Origin of the sequence: Mycobacterium sp. GA-1285, from assembly GCF_001499905.1 — a bacterium.
In the GTDB taxonomy this organism is placed as follows: Bacteria; Actinomycetota; Actinomycetes; order Mycobacteriales; family Mycobacteriaceae; genus Mycobacterium.
Genome location: NZ_LQIS01000006.1, coordinates 124,915 through 149,997 on the forward strand (window position 1 = coordinate 124,915; position 25,083 = coordinate 149,997).

23 protein-coding genes are annotated in these 25,083 nt (G+C 68.8%); 17 read left to right on the forward strand and 6 right to left on the reverse strand.

The genetic code is table 11. The annotated features are described in order from the left end of the window. Nucleotides 1-139: 139 nt before the first annotated feature. Nucleotides 140-565 (reverse strand): DUF5318 domain-containing protein, encoded by a 426-nt coding sequence (locus AU193_RS05455; RefSeq protein WP_064421324.1) that lies wholly within the window; start codon nt 563-565, stop codon nt 140-142. Nucleotides 566-631: 66 nt separating this feature from the next. Here AU193_RS05455 and AU193_RS05460 point away from each other — a divergent pair, with 66 nt between their 5' ends. The 10 genes from AU193_RS05460 (at nt 632) to AU193_RS05505 (ending at nt 9,929) form a co-directional block, all read left to right on the forward strand. Then, nucleotides 632-1,528, forward strand: a complete 897-nt coding sequence (locus AU193_RS05460) for a thioesterase family protein (protein ID WP_253867634.1) — start codon at nt 632-634, stop codon at nt 1,526-1,528. Between the two features lie 20 nt (nt 1,529-1,548). Continuing rightward, nucleotides 1,549-2,403 carry a DUF1707 domain-containing protein gene (locus AU193_RS05465; RefSeq protein ID WP_064421325.1) on the forward strand — a complete coding sequence of 285 codons (855 nt, stop codon included), beginning with the start codon at nt 1,549-1,551 and terminating at the stop codon, nt 2,401-2,403. A gap of 119 nt (nt 2,404-2,522) precedes the next feature. After that, complete coding sequence (locus tag AU193_RS05470) at nt 2,523-3,077, forward strand: PadR family transcriptional regulator (protein ID WP_064421326.1); 555 nt, start codon at nt 2,523-2,525, stop codon at nt 3,075-3,077. Nucleotides 3,078-3,124: 47 nt separating this feature from the next. After that, the gene (locus AU193_RS05475; RefSeq protein ID WP_064346107.1) at nt 3,125-4,201 is read left to right on the forward strand and encodes an inositol-3-phosphate synthase; all 1,077 of its coding nucleotides are present in this window, start codon (nt 3,125-3,127) and stop codon (nt 4,199-4,201) included. 83 nt (nt 4,202-4,284) lie between these two features. Next, nucleotides 4,285-5,184 carry an alpha/beta fold hydrolase gene (locus tag AU193_RS05480; RefSeq protein ID WP_064421327.1) on the forward strand — a complete coding sequence of 300 codons (900 nt, stop codon included), beginning with the start codon at nt 4,285-4,287 and terminating at the stop codon, nt 5,182-5,184. Between the two features lie 119 nt (nt 5,185-5,303). Then, on the forward strand, nt 5,304-6,104 hold the full coding sequence (locus AU193_RS05485) for an LLM class F420-dependent oxidoreductase (RefSeq protein WP_064421328.1): 801 nt from the start codon (nt 5,304-5,306) through the stop codon (nt 6,102-6,104). Between the two features lie 52 nt (nt 6,105-6,156). Beyond that, entirely contained in the window at nt 6,157-6,834 is a 678-nt protein-coding gene (locus AU193_RS05490) for a GntR family transcriptional regulator (RefSeq protein ID WP_064421329.1), read from the forward strand. Between the two features lie 48 nt (nt 6,835-6,882). After that, complete coding sequence (locus AU193_RS05495) at nt 6,883-8,664, forward strand: ABC transporter substrate-binding protein/permease (RefSeq protein ID WP_064421330.1); 1,782 nt, start codon at nt 6,883-6,885, stop codon at nt 8,662-8,664. Then, entirely contained in the window at nt 8,664-9,407 is a 744-nt protein-coding gene (locus tag AU193_RS05500; protein ID WP_064421331.1) for an amino acid ABC transporter ATP-binding protein, read from the forward strand. Before AU193_RS05495 ends, AU193_RS05500 begins: the two co-directional genes overlap by 1 nt. Before the next feature lie 75 nt (nt 9,408-9,482). Continuing rightward, a complete protein-coding gene (locus AU193_RS05505) occupies nt 9,483-9,929 on the forward strand; it encodes a MarR family winged helix-turn-helix transcriptional regulator (protein ID WP_064421332.1) in 447 nt (148 codons plus the stop codon). Between the two features lie 4 nt (nt 9,930-9,933). Here the strand turns inward: AU193_RS05505 and AU193_RS05510 are convergent, their stop codons facing one another. Next, entirely contained in the window at nt 9,934-11,274 is a 1,341-nt protein-coding gene (locus AU193_RS05510; RefSeq protein WP_064421369.1) for a hypothetical protein, read from the reverse strand. A 53-nt stretch (nt 11,275-11,327) separates the two neighbouring features. On the opposite strand from AU193_RS05510, the gene AU193_RS05515 reads away from it, so the two are divergent. Beyond that, nucleotides 11,328-11,996 (forward strand): SDR family oxidoreductase, encoded by a 669-nt coding sequence (locus AU193_RS05515; RefSeq protein WP_064421333.1) that lies wholly within the window; start codon nt 11,328-11,330, stop codon nt 11,994-11,996. 87 nt (nt 11,997-12,083) lie between these two features. Here AU193_RS05515 and leuS read toward each other — a convergent pair whose 3' ends face one another. Beyond that, complete coding sequence (gene leuS, locus AU193_RS05520) at nt 12,084-14,939, reverse strand: leucine--tRNA ligase (RefSeq protein ID WP_064421334.1); 2,856 nt, start codon at nt 14,937-14,939, stop codon at nt 12,084-12,086. 177 nt (nt 14,940-15,116) lie between these two features. On the opposite strand from leuS, the gene AU193_RS05525 reads away from it, so the two are divergent. Together AU193_RS05525 and AU193_RS05530 are read left to right on the forward strand one after the other, a co-directional pair. Further along, nucleotides 15,117-16,148 (forward strand): LpqN/LpqT family lipoprotein, encoded by a 1,032-nt coding sequence (locus AU193_RS05525; RefSeq protein ID WP_064421335.1) that lies wholly within the window; start codon nt 15,117-15,119, stop codon nt 16,146-16,148. A 75-nt stretch (nt 16,149-16,223) separates the two neighbouring features. Further along, the gene (locus AU193_RS05530; protein WP_064421336.1) at nt 16,224-16,574 is read left to right on the forward strand and encodes a hypothetical protein; all 351 of its coding nucleotides are present in this window, start codon (nt 16,224-16,226) and stop codon (nt 16,572-16,574) included. Between the two features lie 3 nt (nt 16,575-16,577). Here AU193_RS05530 and AU193_RS05535 read toward each other — a convergent pair whose 3' ends face one another. After that, a complete protein-coding gene (locus AU193_RS05535; RefSeq protein ID WP_064421337.1) occupies nt 16,578-17,183 on the reverse strand; it encodes a YqgE/AlgH family protein in 606 nt (201 codons plus the stop codon). A 111-nt stretch (nt 17,184-17,294) separates the two neighbouring features. Here AU193_RS05535 and AU193_RS05540 point away from each other — a divergent pair, with 111 nt between their 5' ends. Both AU193_RS05540 and AU193_RS05545 read left to right on the forward strand, forming a co-directional pair. Beyond that, nucleotides 17,295-18,584, forward strand: coding sequence for an MFS transporter (locus AU193_RS05540; protein ID WP_064421338.1), 1,290 nt, complete (start codon nt 17,295-17,297; stop codon nt 18,582-18,584). Nucleotides 18,585-18,589: 5 nt separating this feature from the next. Next, nucleotides 18,590-19,366, forward strand: coding sequence for a TIGR03084 family metal-binding protein (locus AU193_RS05545; RefSeq protein ID WP_064421339.1), 777 nt, complete (start codon nt 18,590-18,592; stop codon nt 19,364-19,366). A 6-nt stretch (nt 19,367-19,372) separates the two neighbouring features. On the opposite strand, the gene AU193_RS05550 is transcribed toward AU193_RS05545, so the two are convergent. Beyond that, nucleotides 19,373-19,855 carry a hypothetical protein gene (locus tag AU193_RS05550; protein ID WP_064421340.1) on the reverse strand — a complete coding sequence of 161 codons (483 nt, stop codon included), beginning with the start codon at nt 19,853-19,855 and terminating at the stop codon, nt 19,373-19,375. A gap of 162 nt (nt 19,856-20,017) precedes the next feature. Continuing rightward, nucleotides 20,018-21,457, reverse strand: a complete 1,440-nt coding sequence (locus tag AU193_RS05555; protein WP_064421341.1) for a CCA tRNA nucleotidyltransferase — start codon at nt 21,455-21,457, stop codon at nt 20,018-20,020. A gap of 277 nt (nt 21,458-21,734) precedes the next feature. Here AU193_RS05555 and AU193_RS05560 point away from each other — a divergent pair, with 277 nt between their 5' ends. Next, a complete protein-coding gene (locus tag AU193_RS05560) occupies nt 21,735-22,625 on the forward strand; it encodes an NUDIX hydrolase (protein ID WP_156425130.1) in 891 nt (296 codons plus the stop codon). Continuing rightward, on the forward strand, nt 22,622-25,033 hold the full coding sequence (locus AU193_RS05565) for a hypothetical protein (protein ID WP_064421342.1): 2,412 nt from the start codon (nt 22,622-22,624) through the stop codon (nt 25,031-25,033). Before AU193_RS05560 ends, AU193_RS05565 begins: the two co-directional genes overlap by 4 nt. Nucleotides 25,034-25,083: the final 50 nt, after the last annotated feature.

The following is a 25,083-nucleotide window of genomic DNA, read 5'->3' on the forward strand; positions in this document are numbered from 1 at the left end:
TGGGGGGCTGTGTTGCGGTGCGTTGGCTGCCGGGCGGCGCCGGGCACCGCCGTCGGAGGGCTTGGGTCCTGGTGTGCTCACGCCATCAGCCCCATGTCCTGAACGGACATCGTTGACTGACCGGTCGTGGCGCCCTTCGCTATTCACTGGCCGTGCGCGCACGCGAGCGCGCGGTCCGAGTGCCGGGCGATCCCTTGGGTGGCGGGACCGCACCGAGCACGTACGACTTGACCAGGTGATTCCAGCTGCAGGTGCGGCATACCTCCACCACGTGTACGGAGAATTCGTCGTATCGGGACGCCAGTAGGACCAACTCCTCGGCTGTTCGTGCGGAACCCGAGACCGGGCCAAGATGGTCACCGAACACCCACGACACCAGGGTGAGCTGTTCTTTCCGGCAGATCGGGCACGTCACCGAACTGGGCTTGCCGTGGAATTTGGCGGCGCGCAGCAGATAGGGATTGGCGTCGCAGACCTCGGAGACGCCGGTGCGTCCCGAATACACCTCGGCCAGCAGGGACCGTCGCCGAAGTGCGTAGTCCACCACCTGTCGCTGCAATCGCACGAGGACCAGAGTACGTCGGCGACGGGAGTACCGGAGCGTGACGGCACGGTCACGCCCCTCTCTAAGGTGTTTGATCTGGACCGACGGCAGCGGCAATCGGCCGTGCGCGGTGAACCTCAGGAGACTCCGATGCTGGACGGGCGCGACTTCGCCCTCGACGGCGGGCCCGCCGGTGAAGGCTCGAGCCGCTTCACCCGCGATCTTCCCGAACAGTGGTGCTTCGACGGCCGGGCCTTCGGCGGCTATACCTCCGCACTCGCACTTGCCGCGATGTTCGCGCACAGCGGCCGGTCGGCGGCGGCGTCGCTGTCGGTGACCTTCGTCGACGCCGGGGCGCCCGGACCGCTCGAGCTCGAAGTCCGCAGCATCCGCGGCGGGCGCACCGCCGCGGCGGTCGAAGCCACCATCCGCCAGCGCGAACGCACCATCCTCATCGCGAACAGCTGGTTCGCCGACGGCTGGCTCGGCCCGCCGTCGGTCGACGCACCGGTGCCCTTCGAGCGTTACGCCGCGCCGCTGCCGCTACCGCAATCCGCGCCCGCGCGGGACTGGATCGGCGAGGAGTATCCGTCGCTGCGGTTCGCCCACCGGCGAGGTCTGGACTACCCGGCCAGCCTGACCCGGTTCGCGGACCGTCGGCCGGAGGTGGCGTTGTGGGTGTGCGCCGACAGCGATTCGCCCGACGACCCGCTCACCCATCCGCAGATCGCCGACGTCCTGCACGCCGACGCGCACCTCTTCGACGCTCCGGGCAAGGTCAGCGGGTTCGTCGACGCGTGGCTGCTGAGTCTGGACCTCAGCCTGGTGTGGCAGCCCGGGGCGCACCTGGTGCCGTCCACGGCGTGGCGGCTGCTGGAGGCGCGCGGCTCGGTCGCCAGCGGCGGGGTATCGGCCTACGGCTCGCTGCGCGGTTCCGACGGATCGCTGCTGGCCGTGATGACTTCCCAGGGCCTTATCCGCTGAGTACTTCTACGATCATCCGCGTGGCAACCCGGCAGACATCGGCGACGCGGGCAAAAGACAGCGACCGCAACGACACGTGCCAGATCCTGGACAGCGCCCTGGCCGAGGGCCAGCTGTCGATGACCGAGCACGGCGAGCGGGTCAAGGCGGCGACCACCGCGACCACGCTCGGCGACCTGCAGGCGCTGGTGTCAGATCTGCAAACCAACAACGCCCCGGTTCAGTTGCCGACGTTGACCAGAACGCGAGCACTGCCCGTGGCCGGCAGCGGCTGGGGTCTGCGGCTCGCGGTGGCCGGCGTGCTCGTGGTGCTCGGCATCGCCATCGGCTGGGGCCTGTACGGCAACACCCCGTCGCCGCTGAATTTCACGTCCGATCCGGGCGCCAAGTCCGACGGAATCGCTCCGGTGGTGCTCACACCGCCCAAGCAGTTGCACTCGCTCGGCGGGCTCACGGGGCTCATCGAGCAGATGAGGCAGCGGTTCGGCGACACCAACGGGTACCGCCTCGTCGTGTATCCGGACTACGCGTCGCTGACCCGGCCGGACCCGACCGAGGAGCGCCGCGAATTGAACTACACCTACCGCGGCGGCTGGGACGACCCGACGTCGAGTTCCAAGACCACCGATGCCGTCGAGGTCGACCTGAGCAGGTTCGACGCCAAAGCCGTCGTAGGCGTGCTGCGAGGTGCGCCCGAGACGCTGGGTATGAAGCCCGCGGACGTCACGAGCACCTACCTGTCCATCGATCCGAGCACCGACCCGACGACCCCCGGCGCGCTGTCGATCGACGTCTACGTATCCAGCGACTACGGCAGCGGGTACATCGAGCTGGCCGGGGACGGCAGGGTCAAGCAGGTCAACTACCCGGGTTGACGTCCCAGAGTTCGCGCGGCGGCAACCCGACGTTCGCGCAGAATATATCGGCGCGATACTATGGTGCGAGGTGTCGAAACGCCGTAACGGGCGAGCTGCGATTTTCGGAGGGGGGTCTCGTGCTGGAACTGGCCATCCTGGGACTCCTGCAGGAATCGCCGATGCACGGCTACGAACTTCGCAAGAGGTTGACGGGGTTGCTCGGCGCCTTCCGCGCATTTTCGTACGGATCGCTGTATCCCGCCTTGCGACGCATGCAGAGCGACGGGCTGATCGTCGAGGACGCCGCGCCGGACGGGACTCCGAAGATGCGCCGGGCGCGACGCGTCTACCAGCTCACCGAGAAGGGCAAGCAACGCTTCTCCGAACTGGTGGCCGACACGGGCCCACAGAACTTCTCCGACGACGGATTCGGTGTCCATCTCGCCTTCTTCAACCGCACCCCCGCCGAGGCCCGGATGCGGATCCTTGAGGGGCGTCGTCGTCAGGTGGAGGAACGCCGCGAGGGTCTGCGTGAAGCCGTCGCGCGGGCCAGCAACTCGATCGACCGCTACACCCGGCAGCTTCATCAGCTGGGGTTGGAGTCGAGCGAGCGCGAGGTGAAGTGGCTCAACGAGTTGATTGCGGCGGAACGTCTGAGCCAGGCCCGTTCAGACAACACCGTGCAGCCCTAGGCACAACCGAACCAACTAAGACAGGGATTACGAAGGGAAGAGTCGTCATGTCATCCAACGGAGAGGTGCGGGTCGCGATTGTCGGCGTGGGCAACTGCGCGTCGTCGCTCGTACAGGGCGTGCAGTACTACCACGATGCCGACGAGACGGCCACCGTGCCCGGCCTGATGCATGTGCGCCTCGGCCCGTACCACGTGCGCGACGTCAAGTTCGTCGCCGCCTTCGACGTCGACGCCAAGAAGGTCGGCTTCGACCTGTCCGAGGCGATCTTCGCGTCAGAGAACAACACCATCAAGATCGCCGACGTGCCGCCGCTGAACGTCACGGTGCAGCGCGGCCCGACCCTCGACGGTATCGGCAAGTACTACGCCGACACCATCGAGGTTTCCGACTCCGACCCGGTCGACGTCGTCAAGGCGCTCAAGGACGCCGAGGTCGACGTGCTGGTGTCCTACCTTCCGGTGGGTTCGGACGAGGCCGACAAGTTCTACGCCCAGTGCGCGATCGACGCGGGCGTGGCGTTCGTCAACGCGCTGCCGGTGTTCATCGCCTCGGACCCGGAGTGGGCGAAGAAGTTCACCGACGCGGGCGTGCCGATCGTCGGCGACGACATCAAGAGCCAGATCGGCGCGACGATCACGCACCGCGTGATGGCCAAGCTGTTCGAGGACCGCGGCGTGCAACTGGACCGCACCATGCAGCTCAACGTCGGCGGCAACATGGACTTCCTCAACATGCTCGAACGCGAGCGGCTGGAGAGCAAGAAGATCTCCAAGACCCAGGCCGTGACGAGCAACCTGCAGCGCGAGTTCAAGACCAAGGACGTGCACATCGGCCCGTCCGACCACGTCGGCTGGCTCGACGACCGCAAGTGGGCCTACGTGCGGCTCGAAGGTCGCGCGTTCGGCGACGTGCCGCTGAACCTGGAATACAAGCTCGAGGTGTGGGATTCGCCGAACTCGGCCGGCGTCATCATCGACGCGGTGCGCGCGGCGAAGATCGCGCTCGATCGCGGTATCGGCGGCCCGGTCGAGGCGGCCTCGGCGTACCTGATGAAGAGCCCGCCCAAGCAGCTGCCCGACGATGTGGCCCGGGCGCAGCTCGAAACCTTCATCGAGGGCTGATTTTTTTTCTGCGATTTGTGGAGTCCTACCGGCGTTTTGAGCGCCGCTGGGGCTCCACAAATCGCGTTTTATAGAGTTCGTCCGTGACGGAAATCTCGCCCGACGACGAACTGGCCACCCTCGACGAGTTCATCTTCCTCACCGAGAACGCCCGCCAGGCCGGTGTCGAGGCGGTGCCGCCCGTCGATCGCATCGACTCCGGGTCGATCAGCGCCCTGAAATTCGGGGACGCCTCGCCGCGGGTGGTGTTTCTGCACGGCGGCGGTCAGAACGCGCACACCTGGGACACCGTGATCGTCGGCCTCGGCGAGCCGGCGCTGGCCATCGACCTGCCCGGGCACGGTCGGTCGGCGTGGCGCGAGGACGGCGACTACGGCCCCAAGAGCAACGCCGTCGCGATCGAACCCGTCGTGCGCTCACTGGCCCCCGGCGCCGATCTCGTCGTCGGGATGTCGCTGGGCGGCCTGACCGCGTTGCGCCTGGCCGTCGAGGCGCCGGACCTGGTGCGCAGGCTGGTGCTCGTCGACGTGACACCGTCTGCGCCCGAGCGGCACACCCAAATGACCGAGGCGCAGAAGGGCACCGTCGCTCTGGTACAGGGCGATCGCATCTTCCCCTCGTTCGAGGCGATGCTGGAGAAGACGGTCGCCGCGGCGCCGCACCGCGACAGGGAATCGTTGCGGCGCGGGGTCTTCCACAACGCCAAGCGACTCGACGACGGCACCTGGACATGGCGCTACGACGAGATGCGCAAGGGCGAGGGCTTCGAGGGGCTTTGGGACGACGTCCCCCGCCTGCAGGTGACGACGACGTTGGTGCGCGGCGCCAACTCCTTCTTCGTCAACGACGACGACGCCGCCGAGTTCGCCCGCCGCGCACCGGGTTTCAAGGACGTACACATCGTCGAGGACTCCGGACACTCGGTGCAGAGCGATCAGCCGGGCAAGTTGATCGAGATTCTGCGCGCGGTGCTGGCCGAGTAGCCGCACATCCCGCCGCGAGCGACCGCATTTGTCCACAGAAAGGCGGCGTGTCGGCGGGCAGACGCGGTCGCTCGCGGGGGGTTGGTGGTCGGGAGACGCACGCTGCGTACGGTTGAAGTGTGAGCTATCCGATTCGTGTCGGGGTGCAACTGCAGCCGCAACACTCCCCGAAATACAGCCATATCCGCGACGCGGTCCGGCGGTGTGAGGATCTCGGTGTCGACGTCGCCTTTAATTGGGACCACTTCTTTCCGCTCTACGGCGATCCGGACGGGGCGCACTACGAATGCTGGACCATGCTGGGCGCCTGGGCAGAGCAGACGTCGAGGATCGCGCTGGGCCCCCTTGTTTCGTGCAACTCATACCGCAATCCCGAGTTGCTGGCCGACATGGCGCGCACCGTCGACCACATCAGCGACGGCCGCCTGATCTTGGGCATCGGTTCGGGTTGGAAGCAGAAGGATTACGACGAGTACGGCTACGAGTTCGGCACCGCGGGCAGCCGTCTCGACGACCTCGCCGCCGCGATGCCGCGCATCACCTCGCGTCTTTCCAAGCTCAATCCGCAACCCACCCGCGACATCCCCGTCCTCATCGGCGGCGGCGGCGAGAAGAAGACGCTGCGCCTGGTCGCCCAGCACGGCGACATCTGGCACAGCTTCTCCGACAGCGCCGAATACCCCCGCAAGGCCGAGGTTTTGGCGGGGCACTGCGCCGACGTGGGTCGCGACCCGGAGGCCATCGAGCGGTCGGCCGGTGTGTCGGGCAGGACCGTCGAGGCCTTGATCGGCGAGGCCGAGGCGCTCGCCGACCTCGGCGTCACGATGCTGACCGTCGGAGTGAACGGACCCGACTACGACCTGTCCGAAGCCGAGGCGTTGGTCCGGTGGCGCGACCGTCGCCGAGACGAAGGTGGCTGAACCGGCGTAACGCCTCCCGGCGAGGCGTGGTGCGTGAGAGACTGTCGCCGCCATGCCCAAAAAGTATGGGGTCAAGGAAAAAGACCTCGTGGTCACGCACGTGGTCAACCTTGTCCTGACCGGCAAGCTCCGGTCCGGCGATCGAATCGACCGCAACGAGATCGCACAGGAACTCGGTTTGTCACGCGTGCCGATTCAAGAGGCCGTCGTGCAGATGGAACACGACGGCATTTTGTCCACCCGATATCACCGTGGTGCCTTCGTCGAGCGCTTCGATGAAGCGTTCGTGCGGGAGCACCACGAGCTGCACGGTTTCTTGACCGGCATGGCGTCCGCGCGCGCCGCCGCCGAGCCGGATCCTCGCGTCGTCGATCGGCTGGGCACGCTGATCCAAACCCTGCGCAGCACCCGCGACTCCCGCGCCTTCTACGACGCTGCCTGGCAGTACCGCACCGTGATCACCGACGCGTACGCCGGCCCGCGACTGGCGGCGCTGATCCGGTCGGTCCAGGCCTTCACGCCTCGAGCGTTCTCGGTGGCATACCTGAGCGATCACGACGACATGCTGCCGTTCTACGAGGACGAGACCGCCGCGATCCGTGGCGGCGACGAAGAAGCCGCCCGCAACGCCTGCGTCGCCCGCAGCGAGACGATGGGCCGCATCATGGTCACCGAACTGGTTCGACGGGGTGTGCTGCACAGGGCGGACGCCTCGCCTGTTGCGTTCTGATCGAGCCCAATTCGCCGATCACGCGGCCTTGACCGATACGTTGCACAGATGACCCCGTTCGCGCGGCTCGGCAAGTTCTCCGTGGTGGCGCTCGTCGCACTGTTGGTCAGCGGTGTCGGCTTCGCCGGACCCGCATACGCCAACGTCGACCAGTGCACACCGCCGGGCGTCGAGAGCGCCAGCGCCCTGCCGACCAACCTCGCCGCGGCAGCGACCGGGCCCGAGGCGGACCGGTACACCACGCCTGGCGTTGAACCACTGTCGGCAGTGAACGTCGACGCGTTGGGCCTGATCCAACCCGGCACACTGACCGTCGGCACCCTCTCGGACGCACCACCGAGCATCTGCATCGACTCGGCCGGTCAGTTCACCGGCTTCGACAACGAGGTTCTGCGCGCGATCGCGGACAAGCTGGGTCTGCGGATCAACTTCGTCGGCACCGAATTCTCCGGGCTGCTGGCACAGGTGGCGGCGCGACGTTTCGACGTCGGGTCTTCGTCGATCACCACGACCGAGGAACGCCGCCGCACGGTCGGTTTCACCAACGGCTATGACTTCGGCTACTTTTCGCTCGTCGTACCCGCCGGGTCGCCGATCACCGGCTTCGACCAACTGGCCCCCGGACAGCGCATCGGCGTGGTGCAAGGCACCGTGCAGGAGTCGTACGTCGTCGACACCCTGGGCTTGCAGCCGGTCAAATACCCCGACTACAACACCGTCTACGCAAGCCTGAAGACCCGGCAGATCGACGCCTGGGTAGCCCCCTCGCAGCAGGCGTCGGGAACCGTGCAGCCCGGCGATCCGGCCGAGATCATCGAAAACACCTACAGCTTGGACAATTTCATCGCGTGGGCGGTGGCCAAGGAGAACCGTCCGCTCATCGACGCGTTGAACTCCGGGCTGGACGCGGTGATCGCCGACGGTACCTGGGCGCGCCTGTACTCGGAGTGGGTTCCGCGGGCGCTGCCGCCCGGTTGGAAGCCCGGCTCCAAAGCGGCTCCGCCGCCGCAACTGCCGGACTTCAACGCGATCGCCGCGCAGAACCAGCAGGCCCCGACCCGCCCCGCGGCACCGAAATCGACCCTGGCGCAACTGAAGGACTCGTTCCTGAACTGGGACCTGTACCGGCAGGCGGTCCCGGATTTGTTGAAGACCGGCCTGCCGAACACGATGATCCTGACCGTCAGCGCAGCCGTCATCGGCCTGGTGTTGGGAATGCTATTGGCGGTCGCGGGAATCTCGCGACACCGCTGGCTGCGGTGGCCGGCGCGGGTGTACACCGACATCTTCCGCGGCCTGCCCGAAGTGGTCATCATCTTGTTGATCGGTCTGGGGGTCGGCCCGGTCGTCGGTGGGCTGACCGGCAACAACCCCTACCCGTTGGGCATCGCCGCGCTGGGCCTGATGGCGGCCGCCTACGTCGGCGAGATCTTCAGGTCCGGCATACAGAGCGTCGAGCCCGGCCAGTTGGAAGCCTCACGCGCACTGGGTTTTTCGTACACGGCATCGATGCGGCTGGTCGTGATACCCCAGGGCGTGCGGCGGGTGCTGCCCGCGCTGATGAACCAGTTCATCTCGCTGTTGAAGGCGTCGTCGCTGGTCTACTTCCTGGGTCTGGTGGCCGACCAGCGTGAGCTGTTCCAGGTCGGGCGCGACCTCAACGCGCAGACCGGAAACCTCTCACCACTGGTGGCGGCGGGCTTCTTCTATCTCCTGCTGACCGTGCCGCTGACACATCTGGTCAACTACATCGACAACCGGTTGCGTCGCGGACGAAAACCCTCCGAGGAGGACCCGCTTGCGATGGCCACGTCTCAGGAGATGGTCTGATGAGCGCGGCGGGCTTCGATCCGGTGTCGTTGAGCGCCAACGACATCCACCTCGCGTTCGGCCCCAACCCCGTGCTGCGCGGCGTGGACATCGACGTGCCCGCGGGCAGCACCACGGCGGTGATCGGTCCGTCGGGGTCGGGGAAGTCCACACTGTTGCGCACGCTGAACCGGCTGTACGAACCCGACCGTGGCGACATCCTGCTCGACGGTCGCTCGGTGCTCGCCGACAATCCTGACCAGTTGCGCCAGCGCATCGGCATGGTCTTCCAGAACTTCAACCTGTTTCCGCACCGCAGCGTGCTGGACAACGTGACGCTCGCTCCGCGCAAGCTCAAACGGCTCAGCGCCGAGGAGGCCCGGGAACTCGGCCTGGCGCACCTGGACCGCGTCGGCCTGCGCAACAAGGCAGACGTGCGGCCGACAACGCTGTCCGGTGGGCAGCAGCAGCGGGTCGCGATCGCGCGGGCGTTGGCGATGGCACCGCAGGTGATGTTCTTCGACGAGGCGACGTCGGCGCTCGACCCGGAGTTGGTCAAGGGCATCCTCGCCCTCATCGCCGACCTCGGCGCCGACGGTATGACCATGGTCGTGGTCACGCACGAAATGGGTTTCGCCCGATCGACGTCGGATGCCGTGGTGTTCATGGATCACGGCAAAGTGGTCGAGGCCGGAGCGCCCGAGCAGATCTTCGACGCAGCCGCAACGGAACGCCTGCAGCGGTTCCTCTCGCAGGTGCTGTGAGGGCTTCGGACGACTTTGAACTAACGCGTCCGTCACGCAACCTGGCACAGGCTGACAGGTTAGACTGCCGAAATTATGGCGGAAGTCGTCGAGCCGCAGGTCGCGGAGCTGTCGGGAGAGCTGCAGCGGGTTCTGTCCCGGGTGTTCTCGGTGCTTCGTCGCAGCGACACCGGCCGCACCGACGCCGGCGATCTCACGTTGGCCCAACTGTCGATCCTGCTCACCCTGTTGGAACAGGGCCCGATGCGGATGACCGATCTGGCCGCCCACGAGCGTGTCCGCACTCCCACGACCACGGTGGCGATCCGCCGGCTGGAGAAGCTGGGCCTGGTCAAGCGCTCCCGCGACCCCTCCGACCTGCGCGCGGTGCTCGTCGACATCACCCCGCAGGGCCGCGCCCAGCACCAGGAGGCGCTCGAGGTTCGGCGCGCGCATCTGGCCAACCTGCTGGCCAGGCTGAGCCCGGAGGACATCGAGACGCTGACCAAGGCCATCGCGCCCCTCGAGCGGCTGGCCGAATAGCCGGCTAACCCAACCAGTCCAGCACGGCGGCCGCCGTCCACGACTGCTGCATGCTGCCCAGCGGCTCGCCGGTGAAGGGTTCGTAATATTCGGCGAACGTTCCGTCGCTGGCCTGGCGCAATCCCTCCTGGCGCAACAGACGCGCGCGTTCGGCCCAGCCGCGGCGCGCGAAGCACCACGAGAACAGCCACGTCATCACCGGCCAGACCGGCCCACGCCAGTATTCGCGCGCCCGGAAGTCCCGCGACACCGGCGAGGTGGACGGGATGCAGGCGTACTTGAGATCCGGGTGAGCGCAGAACCGGGGACCCTCCAGCAGCTTCACCAGCGTGCGTTCCTTGTCGTGCGGTAGGCCGCCGCACAACAGCGGGGCGAACTGCGCGACCGTTTCGGTGGCCACCCACTCTCCGGCTCGCACGTCGAAATCCCTTGCAGCGCCGGTTCTTTCGTCGGTGGCATCGATGACCCCGTCGCGGAACCGCCTGCCCCAGGCGTAGAGGTCGCGGACGTCGGCGTGTGGGCGGCCGTAGTCCTCGCCGATCTCGGCGAGCACGTCGCAAGCGACCGCGAGGATGGCCGAGACGAACACGTCCTCGACCGCGAAACTCATGACTTTGGGTAGCAATTCGTCGTCGTAGCGGGCCGACTTCATCTCCTCGAGCAACCAGAGGTAGCGGTCGTACTCGAGGTCGGAGGGGCGCTGGCTGGCGTCGGTGACGATCGTGTTGTCCTCGCGCTGGTACTCCGGCACGTTGCCCGGAATCACGTTGGCGTACGCGCTGTCCCAGCGCGGCGAGTTGTCCATACCGGACTCCCAGCCGTGGTACAGCGTGACCCGGCCGCGCTCCTGGGGGTCGCGGGCCTCGGCGAGCCAACGGTGCCACTGGACGAGGTCGGACCAGCGGCGGTCCAGGAACGCCTCGGCGACGGCGCGGGTGGACCGGCCGCGAGTGCGGGCGTGATCGAGGATGCGCTGCACGGCGATCGCGTGCACCGGCGGCTGGGTGATGCCGGAGGTGTGCCGGTTGCGGGGTGCGTGCGTGGCGAGCGCGGACGTGGCCCAGCGCGCCGGGCCGGGGAAGTAACCGTCGACGCCGTTGGCGAAGACGATGTGCGGGATCATCCCGTTGGTCCACTGCGCGCTCAGCAGGGTGTCGAGTTCGACGACGGCGCGCTCGACGCTCAACGGGGCCAGCCCGATCGCCACGAACGCCGCATCCCAGCTCCACATGTGCGGGTACAGCAGCGGGGCCGCGGTGGTCATGACGCCCAGGTCATTACCCCGCAGCAGGTACGCGGCGCGAGCCGCGAGCTGGGTCGGAGCAAAGCTGTGGTCGGGTGGCATCGGTTCCATCATGCGACGCTTCGCTTCGGAACGCAGGTCGGTAGGGTTTCGACATGCCGACCGCGATGATCACAGGTGCCTCGCGAGGGCTCGGGACGGCGATCGCCACGGCGCTCGCCGACAGCCACACGCTGTTCCTGGCGGGGCGACCGTCGACGGCGCTCGACGAGGTCGCCGCACAGTTCGGTGCGACGACGTGGCCGATCGACTTGGCAAACGTTTCCGGGATCGAGGCCGCCGTCGAGCCGATCGTCGAACTCGACGTGCTGATCCACAATGCCGGCGTTGCTTTCCCCGGTCGGGTCGCCGAATCCACCGTCGACGAGTGGCGTACCACCATGGAGGTCAATCTCATTGGGGCCGTTGCGCTTACGCTCGCGCTGTTACCGGCACTGAGGGCGGCGCGCGGGCACGTGCTGTTCGTGAACTCGGGGTCGGGGATCAACGCGTCGCCGGGTTTGGCGTCGTATTCGGCGAGCAAGTTCGCGTTGCGGTCGTTCGCCGACTCGCTGCGGGCCGACGAGCCGTCGCTGCGGGTGACGTCGGTGCATCCCGGCCGGATCGCCACCGAGATGCAGGAGGGTCTGGTGGCCTACGAGGGCGGCGAGTACGACCCGTCGCGGTTCCTGGGCCCGCAGAGCGTGGCGAAGGTGATTGCCGACGCGGTCCACACGCCGCCGGACGCCCACGTGCACGAGGTAGTCGTCCGCCCCCGCAAGTAATTCACGCGCCGTTTGTGAAACCAGCGACGCTCAGAGCATGGCATTGTCAACCGTCGTCGGATTCACAATCGAGCGACGGGGCGTCGATCACACGACGATATTGACGAGTCGGCCCGCCACGACGATCACCTTCTTCGGCGTCGCGCCGTTGATGAACGCCTGCACCTTCTCGTCGGCCAACGCGGCCGCCTCGAGCGCATCGGCGTCCGCGTCCGCGGCGACCGTCACCCGGCCGCGCACCTTCCCGTTGACCTGCACGGGGTACTCGACGGTGTCCTCGACGAGGTAGCGCTCGTCGGCCGCCGGGAACGGACCGTGCGCCAGCGACGACTCGTGGCCGAGCCGCCGCCACAGCTCCTCGGCCAGATGCGGGGCGAGCGGCGCGACCATCAACACCAGCGGCTCCAACGCAGCGCGCGCCGTCACACCCTCTTTCGTCAAGTGGTTCGTGTACTCGATCAGTTTGGCCGCCGCGGTGTTGTTGCGCAGGTTGGTGTAGTCGTCGGACACCCCGGCGATGGTGCGGTGCAACAACTTCCGCGTCTGCTCGTCGATCGCCTCATGTTCGGCGACGCGGTTGGCGCCGGTGCCCTCGTCGACCACCAGGCGCCACACCCGCTGCAGGAACCGGTGTGCGCCGACGACGTCCTTGGTGGCCCACGGCCGCGACGCCTCCAGCGGGCCCATCGACATCTCGTAAACCCGAAGCGTGTCCGCACCGTAGTTGTCGCAGATCTCGTCGGGCGACACCGAGTTCTTCAGGCTCTTGCCGATCTTCCCGAACTCCTGGAAGACCTCGATCTCGCCGTCGGGACCCGACCAGTAGAACTTCCCTTGCCGCTCAACGACTTCGGCGGCGGGAACGTATGCGCCGCGAGAGTCGGTGTAAGCAAACGCCTGGATGTAGCCCTGGTTGACCAGCCGGCGGTACGGCTCCCGCGACGTGATGTGTTCGAGGTCGAAGAGCACCTTGTGCCAGAACCGGCAATACAGCAGATGCAGCACCGCGTGCTCGACGCCGCCGACGTACAGGTCGACCCCTCCGGGGTCGTCGGGGCCGTGTTCGGCCGGCCGCGGGCCCATCCAATAGGCCTCGTTCTCCTTGGCGCACATCGCCTCGGAGTTGTGCGGGTCGGTGTAACGCAGCTCGTACCACGAGCTGGCCGCCCACTGCGGCATGACGTTGGTGTCGCGGGTGTAGGACTTGAGGCCGTCGCCGAGATCCATCTCGACGTGCACCCAGTCGGTCGCCTTGTTCAGCGGCGGCGACGGTTCACTGTCGGCGTCGTCAGGGTCGAACAGCACCGGCGAGTAGTCGGGCACGTCGGGCAGCTCCACCGGCAACGCCGACTCCGGCAGCGGGTGCGCGCGACCGTCCTCGTCATAGACGATCGGGAACGGCTCGCCCCAATACCGTTGGCGGGCGAAAAGCCAGTCCCGCAACTTGTATTCGACGCGGGGCCGGGCATGACCGTGCGCCGCCAACCGCGCGGTGATCGCCTCCTTGGCCGACTCGACACTCAGCCCGTTGAGATAGTCGGAGTTCACGATCTCGCCGTCGCCGGTGTATGCCGCTTGCGCGACGTCTCCCCCGGCAACGACTTCCACGATCGGCAGACCGAACTCGTTCGCGAACTCCCAGTCGCGCTGGTCGTGACCCGGCACCGCCATGATCGCGCCGGTGCCGTAACCCAGTAGCACGTAATCGGCGATGAAGATCGGGACTTGTTGTCCATTAGCGGGATTCGTCGCGTATGCGCCGACGAACACACCGGTCTTGGCCTTGTTCTCCTGACGTTCCAGGTCCGACTTCGCCGCGATCGCCGAACGGTAGGCCGCGACCGCTTCGGCCGGCGTCGCAGCGCCATACGTCCACCGCTCGTCGACACCGGCGGGCCACTGGTCCGCGACCAGCCTGTCGACCAGTTCATGTTCGGGCGCCAGCACCAGGTAGGTGGCGCCGTAGAGCGTGTCCGGCCGGGTGGTGAACACCTCGATGTCGCCGGCGTCGGGAGCCGATGGAAGCCCGAAATACACTGTGGCGCCGGTGGACCGGCCGATCCAGTTGCGCTGCATGGCTTTGACCTTCTCCGGCCAGTCCAGCAGTTCGAGATCGTCGAGCAGGCGGTCGGAGTACGCGGTGATGCGCATCATCCACTGGCGCAACCGCTTACGGAACACCGGAAAGTTTCCGCGTTCGCTGCGGCCGTCGGCGGTTACTTCCTCGTTGGCCAGCACGGTGCCCAACCCCGGGCACCAGTTCACCAGCGAGTCGGCCTGATAGACCAGCCGATACGAGTCGACCACATCGGCGCGCTCACCCTTCGAGAGGTCCGACCACGACCGGCCGTCGTCGAGACCGCGCGCGCCCGACTCGAACTCCGCGACCAGCTCGGCGATCGGCCGGGCTTTCTGCGCGGCAGGATCGAACCACGCGTTGTAGATCTGCAAGAAGATCCACTGCGTCCACTTGTAGTAGTCGACGTCGGTGGTGGCGAAGCTGCGCCGCGGGTCGTGCCCGAACCCCAGCCTGCCCAGCTGCCGCTTGAAGTTGACGATGTTGGCCTCGGTCCGGATCCGGGGATGCGTCCCGGTCTGAATGGCGTACTGCTCGGCCGGCAGGCCGAACGCGTCGAATCCCAAGGCGTGCAACACGTTACGCCCGGTCATCCGGAAGTACCTGGCGTAGACGTCGGTCGCGATGTAGCCCAGCGGATGCCCGACGTGCAGGCCCTCACCCGACGGGTACGGGAACATGTCCTGCACGAACATCTTGTCGGCAGGCACCGGCGAACCGTCGGCGGGTGCCAGCGACCCGACGGGGTTCGGCACATGGAAGGTCCGTGCGTCGGCCCACCGCTGCTGCCAAGTGCGCTCGATCCGCCCGGCCAGCTCCGCGGTGTAGCGGTGCTGCGGGGTGTCTGTGGTCGGCGCGTCTGTCACGTGAACAGGGTATAAGCACGCGTGTCGGCGATGCTTCGGCCACGGGTCGGTCTCGGTTGCGTTGCGGGGAAGTCAGAACACGGTTGCAGGTCGATTCCGGCGCTGGTGGCCGCGCTTCGCGGGTCGATACAGTCAGCGCCTGACCTCCCCACGCGCAGTTCGGAAGGACCGACGCAGATGATCGAGATCGCCCCTCGCTGGCGGGTTCTGGCCGCAGGTGTGGCCACCGCCACCGCCGGCGTCCTCGGCTTTGCGGGCACGACCGCATCGGCCGAACCTCTCGTTCCGCAGCCACCGCAGCCCGCGCCGGCCACGGTCACCCAGACGGTCACGGTCGCACCGAACGCTGCACCCCTCACCCAACAGGGGGTGGGCACACCGGGTGTGAGTTCTGCCACCGCGGGGACCCCGGCCGGCACTGCCGCGGGGGCTGCCACCGCGGGGACCCCGGCCGCGTCCCCCGGGCTGGTCGCCCACCCCGTCCCCTCGGCGCCGGTCGCGACGATCATGCCCGCCACCTCCGGCACGCTCACGGAGTACTTCGCCGACAAGGGCGTCAAACTCGAGCCGCAGAACAGCCGTGAGTTCAAGGCGCTCAACATCGTGCTGCCGATGCCGCGCGGCTGGGCGCACGTCCCGGATCCGAACGTTCCCGATGCCTTCGCCGTGATCGCCGACCGGGTCGGCGGCAACGGGTTGTACACCTCGAACGCACAGGTCGTGGTGTACAAACTCGTCGGCGACTTCGATCCCAAGGAGGCGATCAGCCACGGCTTCGTCGACAGTCAGCAGCTGCCGGCGTGGCGTTCCACCGATGCCTCCCTGGCCGAATTCGGCGGCATGCCGTCGGCGTTGATCGAGGGCACCTACCGCGAAAACAACATGACGCTGAACACCTCACGGCGTCACGTCATCGCCACGGCCGGGCCGGACAAGTATCTGGTGTCGCTGGCCGTCACCACGAGTGTCGACCAAGTTGTCCCGGCCGCTGAGGCCACGGACGCGATCGTCAACGGTTTCCGGGTCACGGTCCCCGGGGCGCCCGCCGCAGCACCACCCGCTGCGCCCGTTGCCCCCGGCGCGCCCGCCCCGGCCGCTCCCGGCGCGGCATCGCCGGTGTCGAATCCGCCGTCGGCAGCGACGGCTCCGGCCGCCCCGCGGTTCCCGGGCGCAACTGCGCTGGGAGCCCCGCCGGGCCTGCCGGGTTAGGCCCGTCCCCCGGGCGAAGCCTGGCGCCCGGGGGACGTCCCAACCCACCCGACCGGTCTCGATATCCTGTGGCCCATGCTCATCGCCGCGGTGCTCTGCCTGTGCGCTGCCGGCGCACTCGCCGCGGTCGGCGGGTGGCTGCTGCACCGACCGCATGCGGGAGACCAGGTGCGCACGGTGTTGCGCTCGGTGGCACCGGTCCAACTGGCGGCCGCGGCGATGCTGGCCGCCGGCGGCGCGGTGGCACTCGTGGCCGAACGCTCCACTGCCCTCGTCGTGCTGATCGTCTGCGTGGTCGGAGCGCTGGGAACCATCGGTGCCGGATGCTGGCAGAGCGCGAAGATCGCTCTCGGTCTGGCCGGCGTCGCGCGCAGCCAGGCGCAGGAGTGCGGCGGTGCGTGCGCCACCTGCACGCTGTCCTGCTGAGAACTAGTTGCGGCTGACGTCGATCGGATGCGTCGCCAGCAACGACAGCGGCAGGGGTTGCCTGCGCAGCACCCGCGACCACAGATCGACCCGCGGTTCGACCAGGACGTCGGATGGCAGCGCGGACAACACGATCCAGTCGTCGCGTTCGATCTCCCCTTCGAGCTGGCCGATGGTCCAACCCGAGTAGCCGGCGAAAATTCTTATGCCCTCCACCACCGGGGCGATCGAGTCGGGATCGGCGTCCAGATCAACCATCACCATCCGCCCCTGAACATGGCGCAGACCGGGGGCGGCGGTGGCCTCCATCCCGGCGCGCAGAGTCGCCAGGCACAGCGCCGCATCGCGTTTGACCGGTCCGCCGATGAACATCGTCTTCGGTTTGGCGGCCAACTTGGCCCACTGGGGCAACACGTTGTAGACCGCCGTCTCGCTCGCCCGGTTCAGGACTACGCCGAGGGTGCCGCCGTCGTTGTGTTCGACGACGTAGATGACGCTGCGGCGGAACGTCGGCTCCAGCAGGTCGGTGTTGGCAAGAAGCAGCGTCCCCGCCCGCACGCGCGGCGCGGCAGGGGCGATGAAATCCTCCGGTTCCTCTGACTGCGCCACCCGTCCATCATGGCACCGGCTACCCCTGTCGTGGCGGACAAGCGCGATGCCGCCGCGATATTTGTACTGTGGATGCGGTCCGATCCGCCGCTCCCAGGAACCTGCTCCCCCTTGCCCGATTTCCGCGCGTCCGTCGCCGTCTGGCGGTCGTTGCGCAGCCTGCCCGAGTTTCGCCGCCTGCTGGAGATGCGGCTGGTGAGCCAGTTCGGTGACGGCCTGTTCGCGGCGGGGTTGGCCGGCGCGATCCTGTTCAATCCGCAGCGCGCCGCCGAACCGTGGGCGATCGCCGGCGCATTCGCGGTGCTGTTCCTGCCCTACTCGTTGCTCGGTCCCTTCGCCGGCGCGCTGCTCGACCGCTGGGATCGTCGGCTGGTGCTGGTCGCGGCGAACGCCGGCCGCCTGGTGCTGGTACTGGCCGTCGCTCAGCTGCTCGAATCCGGAGCGGGAGATCTGGCGATCCTGTGCTGCGCGCTGATCGTCAATGGCTTCACCCGCTTCGTGTCTTCCGGGTTGTCTGCGGCGCTGCCGCACGTTGTGCCGAAAGACCAAGTGGTGGCGATGAACTCGGTTGCGATCGCGACCGGCGCGGCGGCGGCGTTCCTCGGCGCCAACTTCATGCTGCTGCCCCGCTGGCTGTTCGGCGCCGACGACACCGGCGCCGCCGTCATCATCCTCATCGCAGCCGTCCCGGTGGCCCTGGCGCTGTGGTTGGCCTGGCGCTTCCCGCCGCGAGTGCTGGGGCCCGACGACAGCGCGCGTGCGGTACACGGTTCGGCGCTGTACGCGGTCGCCACCGGCTGGGTGCATGGTGTGAGGACCGTGACGGCGGTGCCCGCCGTCGCCGCGACGCTGATCGGTCTGGCCGCGCACCGGATGGTGTTCGGGATCAACAGCCTGCTGGTGCTGGTGATGGTGCGCCACACCGACACCCAGCAGGTCGCCGGGTTGGGCAGCGCGGTGCTGTTCGTCGCGGCGACCGGCGCGGGATCCTTTCTGGCCGCCGCCGTCATGCCGGTGGCGGTGCGGCGCTGGGGTCGTTACGCCACGACCAACGGCGCCTTGGGGATCGCCGCGTTGGTCCAGCTGGTCGGGTCGGGTTTGCAGCTCCCGGTGATGGTGGGGTGCGGTTTCCTGCTCGGCATGGCGGGTCAGGTGGTCAAGCTGTGCGCGGACAACGCCATGCAGGTCGACGTCGACGACGCCTTGCGCGGCCACGTGTTCACCGTGCAGGACTCGCTGTTCTGGATGACGTTCATCGCCGCGATCGCGTTGACGGCGAGCGTGATTCCGCCGGACGGACGCCAGCCGGCGCTCGCGTTGGCCGGCGTCGGCGTGTATCTGGCCGGGCTGGCCGCGCACGCCGCAATCGCGAAGACGCGCTCCTCCCCCGGGATAAGGTGAGCCGCATGGCTGGTGCCGCGCCGATGGTGGCCGACCTGCGCGCCGAGAGCGACGCACTCGACGCCCTCGTGGCCGACCTTCCCGCCGCGCGGTGGGCCGAACCCACTCCGGCGGAAGGCTGGACGATCGCGCATCAGATCGCACATCTGCTGTGGACCGACCGCGTCGCGCTGACCGCGGTGACCGACGAGGCCGCCTTCGCCGCCCTGCTCGAGGAGGCGGGCAAGAACCCGACCGGCTTCGTCGACGTGGGCGCCGCGGAGTTGGCCGCCATGGCGCCGGCGGACCTGCTCGACGATTGGCGCACGACCCGGTCCCGGTTGCACGACGAGCTGCTGACCGTCGCGGAGGGCCGCAAACTGCCCTGGTTCGGCCCGCCGATGAGCGCAGCCTCGATGGCGACGGCCCGGCTGATGGAGACGTGGGCGCACGGTCTCGACGTCGCCGACGCCCTCGGTGTACGAAGACCACCCACGGCACGGCTGCGCTCGATCGCTCATATCGGTGTGCGCACCCGCGACTTCGCGTTCGTGATCAACGGCCGGCAGCCGCCGACCGAACCGTTCCGCGTCGAGTTGCGCGCCCCGGACGGGTCGACATGGTCGTGGGGGCCGCAGGACGCGGCCCAGCGGGTGTCCGGTTCGGCGGAGGACTTCTGCATGCTGGTGACCCAGCGGCGGCCGCGCTCGGAGCTCGACGTGCACGCGGTCGGCATGGACGCCGAACAGTGGCTGGATATCGCGCAGGCGTTCGCCGGTCCGCCGGGGTCCGGTCGCGGGTAGCCCGCCTCACAGCTCGACGGCCGAGTCGGCGCGACCGTCGCCGTCGCTGTCGGTCAGCTTGATGTCCCAGCTACCGTCGGCATCGGCGTCGACGTAGGCGTTCTCGCCGGCGAGCGCCCGGTCCGCGAGCCCGTCACCGTCGACGTCCAGCAACCGGTCGTCGGTCTGACCATCGGCGTCGAGGTCGACCAGCGGCCCACCGAACTGCTCGACCCCGTCGAGGCCGAACCAGCGCAGCCCCCGCTCCACGCTGACCGCCCAGGTGCCGGTGCCGTCATCGGTGAATTGGGTTGCGGCGCCGGCATGGTCGCGCACAAGGTGGTCGGCGACACCGTCGGCGTCCAGGTCCGCCATCGCGTCGTCGAGCAGACCGTCGCCGTCGAAGTCCAGCCCAACCGCGTCGAATGTGCCGTCGCCGTCGACATCCACATCCGGGGTCCCAGACCAAATCGTCGCCGAGCCATCGCCGTCACCGAGGCAGTAGTCCATGCCTGATGGGACGCGCCAACTCGGCTGAGGGTTCCACCGTGATCAAGTCGCTGGTGCGAGCGACCGCTTTTGTACGCGCAATGGCGGCGTGTCGGCGTGCAGACGCGGTCGCTCGCCCGAAATTCGGGCGGCGGAGTTCGCTCGCGGAGCTAGGCGCTTGCGTTACTGCCCGCCCCTCGCGTTCCACCACGCCAGCAGTTCCTCTTCGGCCTCGTCGCGCGGCAGCGGCCCGCGGTCGAGGCGCAGCTCCTTGAGGTACTGCCACGCCTGGCCGACCTGGGGGCCGGGGGGGATGCCGAGGATCTCCATGATCTCGTTGCCGTTGAGGTCGGGTCGCACCCGAGCGAGGTCCTCCTTCTCGGCGAGTTCGGCGATCCGGTGCTCGAGGTCGTCGTAGTTGGCCTGCAGCCGGGCCGCGCGACGCTTGTTGCGCGTCGTGCAGTCGGCCCGCACCAACTTGTGCAGCCGCGGCAGCAATGGCCCGGCGTCGGTGACGTAGCGCCGCACCGCCGAGTCCGTCCACTTGCCGCCGCCGTAGCCGTGGAACCGCAGGTGCAAGTACACCAGCTGCGACACGTCGTCGACCATCTGCTTGGAGTACTTCAGCGCGCGCAGGCGTTTGCGCGCCATCTTCGCGCCGACTACCTCGTGGTGGTGAAAGCTCACCCCGCCGTCGGGTTCGTGCTTGCGGGTGGCGGGTTTGCCGATGTCGTGCAGCAGCGCAGCCCAGCGCAACACCAGGTCGGGTCCGTCGTCCTCGAGCGCGATCGCCTGCTGCAAGACGGTCAGCGAATGCCAGTAGACATCCTTGTGCTGGTGGTGTTCGTCGATCGCCATGCGCATCGCGCCGACCTCGGGCAGCACCACATCGCCCATCCCGGACTGCACCATCAGGTCGACACCTGCGACCGGATCGGCGCCGAGCAGCAGCTTGTCCAGTTCGGCGGCGACCCGCTCGGCGGTGATGCGTCCCAGCTGCGGCGCCATGGCGACCAGGGCCGCCACCACGCGCGGCGCCACGGTGAACTCCAACTGTGAGACGAAGCGCGCAGCGCGCAGCATGCGCAGCGGATCGTCGCCGAACGACACCTCGGGCGCGGCGGGGGTGTCGAGGATCTTGGAGCGCAGCGCCGCCAGCCCGTTGAGCGGGTCGTGGAATTCGGCGGGACCGCCGGCGGTGATGCGCACGGCCATCGCGTTGGCGGTGAAGTCGCGTCGCACCAGGTCGTCGTCGAGGTTGTCGCCGAACCGCACCTCGGGATTGCGGGACATCTGGTCGTAGGTGTCGGCGCGGTAGGTGGTGATCTCGAGACGCTTGTCGCCCTTTCCGACGCCGAGGGTGCCGAATTCGATGCCGGTGTCCCACAGCGAGTCGGCCCACGGCCGCAGCAACTTCTGCATCTGCTCGGGACGGGCGTCGGTGGTGAAGTCGAGGTCGGTCAGCGCGCGACCCAGCAGCGCGTCCCGGACGCTGCCGCCGACGAGGTACAACTCGTGGCCGGCGTCGGCGAACAGCCCGCCGAGTTCGCCTAGCACCTCGCCGTGGCGGTTCAGCTCCACTTGCGCGGTGGCAAGGAGTTCGGCGTCGGTGGAGGCGGGCACGTTCGGACAGCCTAGTCAGCCGACGATCAAGCGGCCCCACGCCGCGTTGTGGGGGTACCGCCCACGCCCGGAGGGCGTAGGGGGAGAGGCTGACGATTCGGCACAGTCAGCCGACGATCAAGCGGCCCCAGGCCGCGTTGAGAAGGTTAACGATGCGCCACAGTCAGCCGACGATCAGGCGGCCCCCAGGCTGCGGAGTCACACAAATGTGCAACGGCTCTGTCACGACCGGTGAGTGCGGCGGGGGCGCATATGCGTGGCAGCTACTATCGCTTGGGTGTCGGACGGCGAACAGGCCAAACCACGACGGCGCCGCGGGCGACGTCGTGGCCGACGCGCGGCAGGTCCACCCGAGATTCCACCCGACCCGTCAGCGCAGCCTCGCCGCCCCATCCCACAGCCCCCTCCCGGCCACAACGACGCCGCGCCCCGCAACGGCGCCGCCGTCAACGGAAGCACGGACACCAGGGGCGGGCAGTCCAAGAAGTCGCGGCCGCGACGCCCACCCGAACGGCTGCGCACCGTCCACGAAACCTCCGCGGGCGGGCTGGTCATCGACGGTATCGACGGCCCCAAGGAGCGTCAGGTCGCCGCACTGATCGGGCGCATCGACCGGCGGGGCCGCATGCTGTGGTCGTTGCCCAAGGGCCACATCGAAATGGGTGAGACGGCTGAGCAGACCGCAGTCCGCGAGGTAGCCGAGGAGACCGGCGTGCAGGGCAGCGTGCTCGCGGCGCTCGGCAGCATCGACTACTGGTTCGTCACCGAGGGCCGCCGCGTGCACAAGACCGTGCACCACTATTTGATGCGCTTCCTGGGCGGCGAGCTCTCCGATGAGGACGTCGAAGTCGCCGAGGTCGCGTGGGTGCCGCTCGAGGAGCTGCCCAAGCGACTGGCCTACGCCGACGAACGCCGCCTCGCCGAGGTCGCCGACGAGCTGATCGACAAGCTGCACGCCCACGGCCCCGCCGCACTGCCGCCGCTCCCCCGGTCGTCGCCACGGCGCCGCCCTCAGACGCACTCGCACACCCGCAACCGTCGCCCCGACGAACGCGCCCAACCGTCCCCGACGGCGGAGCGCTGGGGGCACCCGCCCGAAGGGCAGGCGGACGAACGCGCCCAAACCCAGCCCGGCCGCCGGACGAACGGTTGCGGACAGGGCTCGTGACCGCCGCAGCGCTGCCGCGCGCGCTGGCCGCGCTGATCGTGCTGGCGCTGAGTGCCCTGCTGGTCGTCGTACCGCAGACCGCGGCCGGGCAACCCGGTTCGACGCCGTTCATCAAGATCCGCGTCGACCGCGTCACTCCCGACGTGGTCACCACCACCAGTGAGCCGGTGGTCACCGTGGCCGGTGCCGTCCTCAACGTCGGCGACCGGCCGGTGCGCGATGTGGTCGTGCGCTTGGAGAATGCCGCGGCGGTGAGGACGTCGACCGGATTGCGTACCAACCTCACCGGTGACGTCGACCAGTTCGAGCCGGTCGGCGATTTCGTCCGGCTCTCACCGGAACTCGCTCGCGGACAAGAGATTCCGTTCACCCTCTCGTATCCCCTGAGGTCCGCCGACCGGCCGTCGCTCAGCATCGACGAGCCGGGCGTGTATCCGCTGATGGTCAACGTCAACGGCACCCCCGACTACGGTGAGCCCGCCCGCCTCGACGACGCGCGCTTCCTGCTGCCGGTGCTCGGCGTCCCACCCGCCCCCGGCACCGAGTCAGGTGACGCGGTCGCGGCGATCGCCGTCCCGGACACGTCCGAACCGGTCCAGCTGACGCTGCTGTGGCCGATCGCCGACCGGCCGCGGCTGGCCGCGGGCGCACCGGGCGGCGCCACGCCGGTACGTCTCGTCGACGATGAGCTGGCGACCTCCCTGGCGGCGGGCGGACGCCTCGACACCCTGTTGTCCGCTGCCGAGTTCGCCACCAGCCCCCCGGTTGATCCCGACGGGCGGGTGCGCGCCGCGACATGTCTGGCGGTCGACCCCGACCTGCTCGTCACCGTCAACGCGATGACCGGCGGCTACGTCGTCAACAACGGTCCCGACGCTGGACCCGGCACCCCCACCCGCCCCGGCACCGGGCAGGACGCGGCAGTGGCGTGGCTGAACCGGCTCGCGGGGCTGGCGAAGGGCATGTGCGTCACCTCGACCATCTACGCCCAGGCCGACCTGGACGCGCTCCGTCGCGTCCGCGATACCGGGCTCAGCCGGATCGCGACCACCTCCGCGGGAGACATCGTCGACCAGATTCTGGGCGTGGCCTCGATCCGCGGCGTCAGCCTGCTCGGGGACGGCCCCCTGACCGGCCCCGCGGTGCGTCTACTGGCGGACCAGGGAGGCCAGACGGTGGCCGTCGCGGCCGCCGAATCGGGCTCGGCCGACGGCACCGACGTCGCGGACTCCGGCCTCGCCAAGACTGCGCCGGTTCGCTACACACCGCATGTCGTCGCGGCGCCGTTCGATCCGGCCGTCGGGGCGGCGCTCGCCGGCGCGGGCACCGATCCCGTCGCGCCGGGATACCTGGACCCGTCCCTCGACATCCCGCTGCAACATGATTCGGCGGTGGCCCGGCGCCAGGACGCCCTCGGTGCCGTGCTCTGGCGCGCCCTCAACCGGGACATCGCCCCGCGCACCGAGATCCTGATGCCGCCGATGGCCTGGGGCCTCGGCCCCGACGACGCCCGGGCGCTGTTCCGGGCGGTTGCCACCGCGATCAACGCCGGACTCGCCGAGCCGCGACCGCTCGCCGCGGTGATCGGTGAAGCCAGCGCCGTCCCACCCGACGAGATGGAACCACTGCCCGGTAACGAGTTGGGCGACCCCGATGCCCGGTTCGACGACGCGGTGGTGTCGGGCATCGCGGCGGTCACCGGGCGGCTGTGGGGGTTGACCGCTGCTTTGACCACCGACGAACGGACGGGGCTGACCGGATACGGCTATACCGCTCCGCTGCGCGAGGACCTGCTGCGCGCGCTGAGCCAGACGGTGCCGCCCGACACCCGCAACGGCCTTGCGCGACAACGACTCACGACCGTCGGACACACCGTCGACGACATCTTCGGGGCGGTGACCATCGTCAACCCGGGCGGGGCCTACACGCTGGCGACCGAACGGAGCCCGCTGCCGCTGGCGTTGCGCAACGACCTGCCGGTGCCGATACGGGTCCGCCTCGACGTCGACGCGCCACCGGGGATGACGGTCACCGACATGGGCGAGATCGTGCTGCCCCCCGGCTACCTGCCGTTGCGGGTGCCCATCGAGGTGCACTTCACCCAGCGGGTCGCCGTCGACGTCGCGCTGCGCACCGCCGACGGCCTGCCGCTCGGGGAGCCGGTGCGGTTGTCGGTGCATTCGAACGCCTACGGCCAGGTGCTGTTTTTCATCACGCTCTCGGCGGGCGCCGTGCTGGTTCTGCTGGCCGGCCGCCGGCTCTGGCACCGGTTCCGCGGGCAGCCCGATCCCGCCGACCTCGACCGGCCCGACCCACTCGAGGTGGCGCTGCACTACGACGACGACTCCGGCGCACCCCCGCCCCGCTCCGGGCGCAAGGGTGCCGGCGCCCGCGGTGGTGCGCGGTGAGCACCCCCGGGCCGCCGCCCCGACCCCATCCGTCGGCGCCGCCGTCGACG

Excerpts from the sequence above, each read along its gene's own strand:
- AU193_RS05475 (WP_064346107.1), top strand. The coding sequence starts at position 3,125 with ATGTCATCCAACGGAGAGGTGCGGGTCGCGATTGTCGGCGTGGGCAAC.
- AU193_RS05490 (WP_064421329.1), top strand. The coding sequence starts at position 6,157 with ATGCCCAAAAAGTATGGGGTCAAGGAAAAAGACCTCGTGGTCACGCAC.
- AU193_RS05495 (WP_064421330.1), top strand. The coding sequence starts at position 6,883 with ATGACCCCGTTCGCGCGGCTCGGCAAGTTCTCCGTGGTGGCGCTCGTC.
- AU193_RS05500 (WP_064421331.1), top strand. The coding sequence starts at position 8,664 with ATGAGCGCGGCGGGCTTCGATCCGGTGTCGTTGAGCGCCAACGACATC.
- AU193_RS05505 (WP_064421332.1), top strand. The coding sequence starts at position 9,483 with ATGGCGGAAGTCGTCGAGCCGCAGGTCGCGGAGCTGTCGGGAGAGCTG.
- AU193_RS05510 (WP_064421369.1), bottom strand. The coding sequence starts at position 11,274 with ATGCCACCCGACCACAGCTTTGCTCCGACCCAGCTCGCGGCTCGCGCC.
- AU193_RS05515 (WP_064421333.1), top strand. The coding sequence starts at position 11,328 with ATGCCGACCGCGATGATCACAGGTGCCTCGCGAGGGCTCGGGACGGCG.
- AU193_RS05525 (WP_064421335.1), top strand. The coding sequence starts at position 15,117 with ATGATCGAGATCGCCCCTCGCTGGCGGGTTCTGGCCGCAGGTGTGGCC.
- AU193_RS05530 (WP_064421336.1), top strand. The coding sequence starts at position 16,224 with ATGCTCATCGCCGCGGTGCTCTGCCTGTGCGCTGCCGGCGCACTCGCC.
- AU193_RS05545 (WP_064421339.1), top strand. The coding sequence starts at position 18,590 with ATGGCTGGTGCCGCGCCGATGGTGGCCGACCTGCGCGCCGAGAGCGAC.
- AU193_RS05550 (WP_064421340.1), bottom strand. The coding sequence starts at position 19,855 with ATGGACTACTGCCTCGGTGACGGCGATGGCTCGGCGACGATTTGGTCT.